This is a genomic window from uncultured Cyclobacterium sp. (assembly GCF_963976465.1).
Classification (GTDB): domain Bacteria; phylum Bacteroidota; class Bacteroidia; order Cytophagales; family Cyclobacteriaceae; genus Cyclobacterium.
On sequence record NZ_CAXBOC010000192.1, the window covers coordinates 1 to 9,177 of the forward strand.

Genomic DNA, 9,177 nt, shown 5'->3' on the forward strand with positions numbered 1-9,177 from the left:
TTTAGGTTATAATCACAACGAATACATCAAAGAAAAAATATTGGTACCCTTAGGTCTTAAAAACACGTTTTTTTCAATTACTGAGGTTGATTTGGATGATGTAATGAGCGGATACTATGTTGGGTATGAGGAAGATTTCAAAGCCAATGAATATGGGATGTTGGCTACAGCAGAAGACGTGGGCCATTTTATTCGCGCCTTAAACGACGGCGCTGTATTTGACGAAGGCGAACAAGAAATCTATCCTTACGAATACAACCATGGAGGATTGGTTGTAGGCTACCAAAGCCTTGCCGAGTACCACAAGGATATAGACGGGGTAGTGGTTCAATTTATTAATACTACAGATTTTAATGGCTATGAGTGGAACCTATCGGAAATTACAATTAACCGAATTGTAAAAATCATACGAAAGAATAACTAGCAAACCGGGTTATTTAATAAAGCGACAAATAAAGCACATGGACCTAGAAAAAAGGCTAAAAAAACAATCCCGAATTTTACTATTTCCATTTTTTACCAGATAGGGGTACAATCGCTTTCTCTCTTATTATAGATAGCTTATAATAGCAATTGCAAGTCTTTCAAATACTACCTAAGTAGTTGTTATGTATAAATTTTGGTTTAACAACCCAAAGATAATTGTAAGCCTGATCAATTATTTTTTTTGAATTTCATCGGCTTTTCTCCCTCAGCAATTACAGGTTCTACATTCCGATCCCATTTTCACCATTCTTTGCCATAAACTTACCTTTTTCATAATTGATTTACTCCGTTACTTTGTTTCGTAAATATTGTTCATCAATAGCAACACGAAACAAAGTAAACAATAACAATAAGAGAAGTTTTAAATCTTATTAAAGCAAAAGTAAACTATTGAACAAAAAGGACTGGCAATCGAGGGATACTTTTACGGCAGCCTTAAAATAAAAATGCCTGAAAAATCAAGTAGAGATCCTATAAAAAGAAATATTAAAAACTTTTATTATGAAAACGAAATTTATCACATTAATAATGGCGTTTATTGTTTTTACAATAACATCTAACGCACAGGAAACAGAAGCTACTCGTCTCCTACAAGAACATAACAAGGAGTTTGTACCTGAAATTTTTAAGTTTGGGGAAAAAGTACACTTTGCTGTTGGTTACGACGTAAGCAACGTGGCGATGATTGAAGGTGAAACAGGAATTATAATCATTGATGCGGGGATGTCTCCCATCCGTATGGAAGCCTTACGATTAAAATTTCGTGAAATAACAAACAAACCCATAAAAGGCATTTTAATTACTCATGGGCATGGTGACCATTTTGGTGGTATTCAAGCTTTTTTAGATGAAGGCAGCAATCCTCAAGTGTGGGGAAGAAGTGGTGCATTGGGCAATGATACGGGCTTTAACATAGAAGCCAATGCCGGAGAAAAAGCCGGTTTAACTTATGGGAATGTACGCGGAGGAAGGCAAGCCGGCATTATTCTTCCTGATTCCATCCATATAAATAATGGTGTTGCGCCCAAGCCGGACAAACAACGGACCATGTTTACCCGAGGAAAAGAAACTGCTAAATTTAGTCCAACTCATTTGTTTACCGAAGAACGAAAACAAATTGAAATCGATGGGGTAAAATTTGAATTGGTGGCCGCTTCAGGGGAAACCTACGACAATATGTACATTTGGATGCCTGAAGAGAAAATACTTTTCTGCGGTGATACTTATTATAAATCCTTTCCAAACTTATACACCATACGTGGATCACAATACCGGGACGTCAAAAGCTGGTATGAAAGCCTAGACAAAATGCAGGAGGACAAACCTGAATACTTATTGCCTGGACATACTCGTCCGGTAATTGGCAAGGAGAACGTAAACACAACTTTAACCAATTATAGGGATGCGGTAAAATTTGTATTTGATAAAACCATTGAAGGCATAAATAAAGGCCTAACCCCAGACCAATTGGTTGCCTATGTTAAATTACCGGAAAATCTCGCCTCCTTGCCTTATTTAACAGAGTATTATGGTCGTGTGGACTGGGCTGTGCGTTCCATTTTTTACGGATACCTTGGTTGGTTTGATGGAAACCCCGTAAACTTGAATAAACTCGCTCCAAAAACAGAAGCCGAAAAAATGGCAAAATTGGCAGGTGGAGAAAATAAACTGAAAGAAATGGCATTTAATGCATTTGAAGAGGGAGATTTTCAATGGGCAGCTCAATTGTCTGATTATTTACTTGAATTAAATCAAAACAACAAGGAAATAATTAATTTGAAAGCAGACGCATTAATGGAAATAGCCAAAACCATGATTACAGCTACCGGGCGTAATTACATGAATAGCTATGCCATTCAAATGAAAGAAAAAATCAAGGAGTAATGGGATTCAATGGACAGGTAATAGGTCACCAGAACCAAGAAAACAGTTAATTGAAATCAAGTGCCAAGTCTCTCTTCTGCGTTTCTTTCTCCCTTTGGAATAATTTGGTATCTTCGATACCAAGTGCCAAGCACAGCACTTATGGCCGATAGCAGGTTAAAGTTTGCAAGCGAAGTTCTTGCCTCCTTCCCCCCCTTTGCTTTCCCTCAGGGTTACAGAGGAGCAAGAAATTGCTTTTTTATCGCCAAAAGCCATAAATGAAGCATTGCCTTAACAAAGAAACAAGAATGGAACTTGAAGATATAGGATACAATAGTGATCTGGAGAATTATCGAAAGGATAAAAATTTAGATGCCTTTCAGGTTGGACGTGTAACTTCTGAGCATAAAGAACGGTATATCGTAAAAACCGCAGATAAAGAATACGATAGCGAAATCATTGGGAATTTAAGGTATACAGCAAACGATAGAACTGATTTTCCTGCAGTTGGGGATTGGGTGGCTTTTTCTGAATTTAATGAAGGCAACGCACTAATTCATGCTGTTTTACCAAGAAAAACGGTTATTGAAAGGCAAGCTGTCGGTAGAAAGGGTGAGAAACAAATTATTGCTACCAATATTGATTTTGCTTTTATTGTTCAGGCCGTAGACAGGGATTTTAACATCAATAGAATTGAAAGGTACCTAACCATTTGTCATTCATCAAATGTAATTCCAATCATCATCCTTAATAAAATTGACCTTATTAATGAAGCTTACCTAAGGGACTTGGTTGAAGAAATTCAGGCTAGAATCAAAAATGTTACAATTTTCAAATTAAGTAGTGAAACAGGAGAAGGGCTTGAAAAAATTAAAGGAAGTATCAAAAAAGGAAAATCTTACTGTTTGTTAGGCTCCTCAGGAGCTGGAAAATCAACCCTTTCAAATTTACTAACGCATAAGCAGGCAATGAAGACCAGCACGATTAGTACAAGTACCAACAAAGGGAGGCATACAACAAGTCACCGTGAACTACTAATTCTGGAAAATGGAGGAGTAATTATTGATAATCCCGGGATTAGAGAAGTAGGTATTACCGATACATCCGGAGGCATTGAAACCACCTTTGACACCATCAATACAATTGCCGAAGGGTGTAAATTTAAGAACTGCACGCACACTTCAGAAAAAGCTTGTGCAGTCATTTCTGCCGTTGAGCGTGGGGAAATAGATGCGTCACTATATGACAACTATTTAAGAATGGAAAGGGAAAAAGAGCATTTTGAAGCTACAGTCGCTGAAAAAAGAAAGAAAGGCAAGCACTTGAAAAAGATCATCAAAGACATGAAATCACATCATTCCAAATACAAATACTAAGCATCTCAAAGGGAAAAGCGTTAGGATAAATAAACTTAAAAACACACATTAACACCAAGTCGGGTCAAAACCGTAGATTTAAAGCATAAGCGTATGCAAATGGGCCGGCATAGTCTGTTTCTGGTGATTCAATAGAAGGGAGTAATATGAAATGTTCTGTATATATCGCTACAAGTGTTGATGGTTTTATTGCTAAACCGGACGGAAATGTCGACTGGCTACATACAGCAGGTAATTTGGAAGCTGACATGGGGACAGAAGACATGGGGTTTAAAGCTTATATGGATGCTGTGGATTGTATGATCATGGGACGAAAATGCATGGAGGTGATTTCCAATATGAACCTGACCCCTGAGCAATGGTTTTACGGGGACCTGCGAATAGTGGTATTAAGTAGCACAATGACCGAACCACCTGAAAACCTCAAAGGAAAAGTAGAAATGTATGCCGGAGATATAAGTAGCTTGGTAGATACATTGGAAAAGGAAGGTTTCAAGCATGCCTATATAGACGGAGGAAAAACCATTCAGTCGTTTATAAACCTTCAGTTGATCAATGAAATAATCATAACTAAAATTCCTGTATTATTGGGAGAAGGGATTCCATTATTTGGGAAAACATTCAAGGACATAAAACTTGAAAAAGCCAGTTCAACTACTTTTCCTAATGATTTTATCCAGGTAAAATATTCGGTGAACTATGAATAGAAAATTAAAACAGCCTTTTTTTGAGAAGCTCGAGCAGAGCCCTTTGTCTCAACTCAAGCTTTCAAATTTTATTAGAATTAGAAACCTTATCAACTTTGAGACACAAAGCCTAAGCATTTCCTACTGTTTTTTCTTCTGAAGCCAATCAGGAATTTCAGTAGGCTTATAAGCTTCCATTTTGTCCAGTAAATCCACCGGATCATCTGCAACAATTAAATTACTCAACTGATCCGGTTTTAAAAAACCTTGTTCACCAACATGGGTCAAAAAATCAAGTAATTTGTCATAATAACCCGATACATTGTACAAGGCAAGTGGTTTTTGAAGGTACATCAGCTGGTTGAGCGTCATGACTTCAAACAACTCCTCTAGTGTACCTATGCCCCCGGGCATGGCTATAAAACCATCGCCCTTTTCAGCCATTAACCATTTTCTGTCCCTCATGGTTTCCACAACAACCAAATCCGTACATCCCTGATGGGCAACTTCTATGTCTACGAGTTTTTGAGGGATTATTCCATACACCGGACTTTTGGAAGCAAGCATCTCATCTGCAATAATTCCCATAAGTCCAACTTTCCCTGCACCATAGACCAGTCCTAATTCCCTTCTGACCATTTCCTTGGCCAGGGCCTTTGCCTGATCTGAATATTCTTGAAGAATTCCTGTGTTTGATCCGCAATAGACCGTGATGTTTTTTAATGGAAACATATAATAGTAAGTAATTTTAGTATTTAGAGGGCAAGAATAGCAATATCATTTCCTATCTCCCTTTTATATTTCTTATTCCGCTTGATTCATCTTTCAGTTTTGACCTGATTCATTACTGTCTTCAAATATAAACTCCTATTCTCTAAAAATTGATATCCGAAAGCCCATCAAGTCACAAAGCCTATAAGAAATTGATCGTCTCTTTAAATTAATTTAACCTCTTCAAAACTTAATAATTGGCCTGTAGCGCAAAAAATAGAACCGAATAATTTCTTTTCAATCAAAAAAGTAGGTTTAAGGGAAGATTTCTGAAAAAGCTAAAGTAATTTTACAACATGAAAATCTGCTTTGCGACAAATAATTCAAAAAAATTAAAAGAAGTTAGGGCTGCTTTGGGCGATGAGTTTGAGATAGTTTCCCTTGAGGAAATCGGCTGTAAGGAGGAATTACCTGAAACCGGTGACAAGCTAGAAGACAATGCTTTTCAAAAAGCCCGGTATGTTAAAACCCATTATGGTGTAGACTGCTTTGCAGATGATACCGGTCTGGAAGTAGAGGCTTTGAACGGTGCCCCCGGGGTTTATTCAGGCAGGTATGCCGGAGAACCTAGAAGTGATGAACGGAATGTTGATCTATTGTTAGAAAACATGCGCGGAAAGCAAGAGCGAAATGCAGCTTTCAGGACCATTATTGCTTTGATAATCGGGGAAAATGAATGGGCATTTGAAGGGAAGGCTGAAGGAGAATTACTGGACAAACGATCTGGAGAAGGAGGCTTTGGCTACGACCCTATCTTTAGGCCCTTGGGTTATAAGAAAACCTTTGCTGAGTTAAGCATGGAAGAAAAAAACACCATCAGTCACAGAGGGAGAGCAGTAATGCTACTGGCCTCTTTTTTAAAAGAGAAAGCTTAGGAGCTGCATAAAATTGAATGAAACCCTAATTAACATTTTATGACCAAGCCATTTATCATAGGAATCACCGGAGGAAGTGCTTCAGGTAAAACCCACTTTTTAGACAAGCTCTTGCATTCTTTTGAGCCGGGCCAAGTTTGCTTGATCTCACAAGACAACTATTATAAGCCCAGGCACCAGCAACCTATGGATGATCGGGGCATTCATAATTTTGACACGCCCAATTCCATTGATTTTGAGCAGTACGCAGATGATATTCGTAAAATTCAGGAGGGTCAAACCATAAACCGACAGGAATACACCTTCAACAATCCCAATAAAAAACCCAAAATGCTTACCTTTTCTCCTGCCCCAGTGGTGGTGGTTGAAGGAATTTTTGTGTTATATTATCCTGAGTTGGCGAATTTATTGGACCTAAAGGTCTATATAGATGCCAAAGACCATATCAAGCTGAAGAGGAGAATTGTGAGGGATAAAGTAGAACGAGGTTACGACCTGGACGATGTATTGTATCGCTATGAGCAACATGTGATGCCAACTTATGAAAAGTACATTGCCCCCTTTAAGCATGATGCAGACATTATTGTCCCCAATAACAGTGATTTTAAAAAGGCCCTGGAAGTAATAAAAACCTTTTTGCGTTTTAAAATAGGCGACAATCGATCCTGATTCTCTTCTTTTAATCCCCGATTTTAAGTGTCAAAGCAAAACTTAATTTCTCAAACCTCTCTCATTTAAAACATAAATGGCTGTATTCCAGTATCTTCCATATCAAAAATTAATAAGGATAGCCATACAGGAATTGAAAAAACTTTTTTATATTTGCAACCCATGAAACTGAACAGGAAAAATAAAGGATTGATGCGCCAAAGGCTGACATTACTGATCGTAATGCTTTTCTGCGTGTTTGTTTCCAGTTCAGAGATTGTTGTAAGCCTTGACAGCCAGGACAGGGCACTTGAAGTAAAATTGGACCTAAACTCTACCAATGATGAGGGTCCGGCGGAAGACAACCAAACATTTATTCATTCGAATATAGATGCAGTTGTTCCATTTGTTCTGTACGCATTTGATTTCATTTACAATTTTATTTATGAAATCATTGTAGCAGCGCTTCCTCAGACCAATTTCCTTTTGGGTACTGAACTTGAATACAATCAATTATTCAAAATACTTTTTGAACAGATTATATCTGTCAATGCCCCCTGAGTAAGCCCCTGCTCACTATTTTCATTTGCCACCATTATTGGATCAGGAATTCAAATGAAAAATTCTACAATAGAAATCAAATACAACATTAAATAGTTAATCAACAATCATGAAAAACAAAGGGATAATCGTTTTTTTTACGGTGGTCATTACAGCCCTATGTCTGTATTATCTATCATTTACATTGGTATCAAACAATGTTCATGAGAAAGCCACTACTTATGCAACTGATGCCTCAGGCAACGTCGATTTTGACAAAAGGCAAACCTACCTTGACTCTGTATGGAGAGAGCCTGTTTACAATTTTCTAGGCATACCATTTACTTATCAGGAAGTAAAGAATACGGAACTAGGCTTAGGACTGGATCTTCAAGGTGGTATGCACGTGACATTGGAGGTTTCTCCGGTAGAAATCGTAAAAGGTTTAGCAGGAGGCAGTAAGGATCAGGTTTTCAACGAAGCTGTGGCCGAAGCCAAAGAGCGCTCCAAAACGGTAAATGATAAATTTGTAAACATCTTTTATCAAGCATGGCAAGAAAAAGCAGGTGACAAAGCCTTGAACACCATTTTTGCAACTGCAGCCAATAGAGGAAGGATTTCTTTAGAAACCTCCGATGCAGAGATTTTAAATATCATAGATACTGAGGTAGAAAATGCCATCGACCGATCTTTTAACATCCTAAGAACCAGGATTGACCGGTTTGGTACTTCACAGCCAAACATCCAAAGGATTCAAAATACCGGTAGAATTCAAATTGAACTTCCAGGTGTAGACAATGCTGAAAGGGTTAGAAACCTTCTTCAAGGTGTTGCCAAATTGCAATTTTGGCAAGTAGCAGAAATTGATGAGTTTGGGGATGCTTTGCAACAAGTGAATGCATTTCTCATGGAAGAAGCCGAAAACCAAAAGGCATCCAACCCAACTGCGGAAACGACTACCTCTTCCGATACAACAGATTTGGAAAGTGACCTTGCCAAGCAATTGGCTGAAGGTGCTACAGATGCTGATTCTTTAGGAACTGAAGCTTCTCCAATTTTTGCTTTGTTGAAAGCAAATTATGGGCTTGTTTATGAATTAAGAGATACCATAGCCATCAATAGGGTTTTAAATAGGGAAGATGTAAAAGCTTTGCTACCTAGGGATGTGAAGTTTATGTGGTCTGTCAAGCCTCAGGTGCAAGACGGAATGGACTTGTTGGAACTACATGCCATCAAAGCTCCACGCGGAACAGATCAAGCACCGTTGGAAGGTGATGTAATTACAGATGCCAGACAATCATTGGATCAAACTTCAAGACCTGCTGTAAGCATGCAAATGAATGCTGAAGGTGCGAGAAGATGGAGAAAATTAACGGCTGAAAATATAGGTAAAAGAATAGCCGTTGTGCTGGATAATTATGTATATACAGCGCCTACAGTACAAGGAGAAATTCCTTCAGGACAATCTGAGATAACGGGGAACTTCACCATGGAAGAAGCCAAAGATTTGGCCAATATATTAAAATCCGGAACCTTGCCTGCTCCTACCAATATCGTGGAAGAAGCCATTGTGGGTCCTACTTTGGGTGTAGAAGCAAGAAATCAAGGCATCAACTCAATGGTTGCCGGCCTGGTATTAGTGGTATTGTTTATGATCGCTTACTACTCTAAAGGTGGTTTTGTTGCCATCGCGGCATTGTTGTTCAACATTTTCTTTATTCTTGGAATCCTTGCTCAGTTAGGCGCAGCCTTAACCCTTCCTGGTATTGCTGGTATTGTGCTTACCATTGGTATGTCCATTGATGCCAACGTGCTTATTTTCGAAAGAATTAAAGAAGAGCTAAAAAATGGGGCCGGCATATTGCAGGCAATAAGCAGTGGCTATAACAAAGCCTTCAGTGCCATTCTGGATTCAAACGTAACCACCTTCCT

Annotated in this window: 8 protein-coding genes and 1 pseudogene; 8 read left to right on the top strand and 1 reads right to left on the bottom strand. The window is 38.5% G+C overall.

Annotation, left to right across the window (positions count from 1 at the left end):
- From AAC037_RS12095 to AAC037_RS12110, 4 genes and pseudogenes are all read left to right on the top strand, one after another.
- A pseudogene (locus AAC037_RS12095) lies at window positions 1-424 on the top strand (serine hydrolase); the annotation flags it as partial.
- Window positions 425-987: 563 nt separating this feature from the next.
- Window positions 988-2,370: an alkyl/aryl-sulfatase gene (locus tag AAC037_RS12100; RefSeq protein WP_339903245.1), complete on the top strand. Its 1,383-nt coding sequence runs from the start codon at window positions 988-990 to the stop codon at window positions 2,368-2,370.
- 257 nt (window positions 2,371-2,627) lie between these two features.
- On the top strand, window positions 2,628-3,725 hold the full coding sequence (gene rsgA / locus AAC037_RS12105; RefSeq protein ID WP_339903246.1) for a ribosome small subunit-dependent GTPase A: 1,098 nt from the start codon (window positions 2,628-2,630) through the stop codon (window positions 3,723-3,725).
- Between the two features lie 146 nt (window positions 3,726-3,871).
- Window positions 3,872-4,432 carry a dihydrofolate reductase family protein gene (locus tag AAC037_RS12110; protein ID WP_339903247.1) on the top strand — a complete coding sequence of 187 codons (561 nt, stop codon included), beginning with the start codon at window positions 3,872-3,874 and terminating at the stop codon, window positions 4,430-4,432.
- Window positions 4,433-4,552: 120 nt separating this feature from the next.
- Here the strand turns inward: AAC037_RS12110 and AAC037_RS12115 are convergent, their stop codons facing one another.
- Window positions 4,553-5,143, bottom strand: a complete 591-nt coding sequence (locus AAC037_RS12115; RefSeq protein ID WP_339903248.1) for a TIGR00730 family Rossman fold protein — start codon at window positions 5,141-5,143, stop codon at window positions 4,553-4,555.
- A 335-nt stretch (window positions 5,144-5,478) separates the two neighbouring features.
- Between AAC037_RS12115 and AAC037_RS12120 the strand changes: the two genes are divergently transcribed.
- The 4 genes from AAC037_RS12120 to secD all read left to right on the top strand — a co-directional run.
- A complete protein-coding gene (locus AAC037_RS12120; RefSeq protein WP_339903249.1) occupies window positions 5,479-6,057 on the top strand; it encodes a non-canonical purine NTP diphosphatase in 579 nt (192 codons plus the stop codon).
- 39 nt (window positions 6,058-6,096) lie between these two features.
- Window positions 6,097-6,726, top strand: coding sequence for a uridine kinase (gene udk, locus AAC037_RS12125; RefSeq protein ID WP_339903250.1), 630 nt, complete (start codon window positions 6,097-6,099; stop codon window positions 6,724-6,726).
- A 162-nt stretch (window positions 6,727-6,888) separates the two neighbouring features.
- Window positions 6,889-7,266, top strand: coding sequence for a hypothetical protein (locus tag AAC037_RS12130; RefSeq protein WP_339903251.1), 378 nt, complete (start codon window positions 6,889-6,891; stop codon window positions 7,264-7,266).
- Between the two features lie 109 nt (window positions 7,267-7,375).
- The coding region (gene secD, locus AAC037_RS12135) for a protein translocase subunit SecD (RefSeq protein ID WP_339903252.1) at window positions 7,376-9,177 on the top strand (1,802 nt) is incomplete at its 3' end.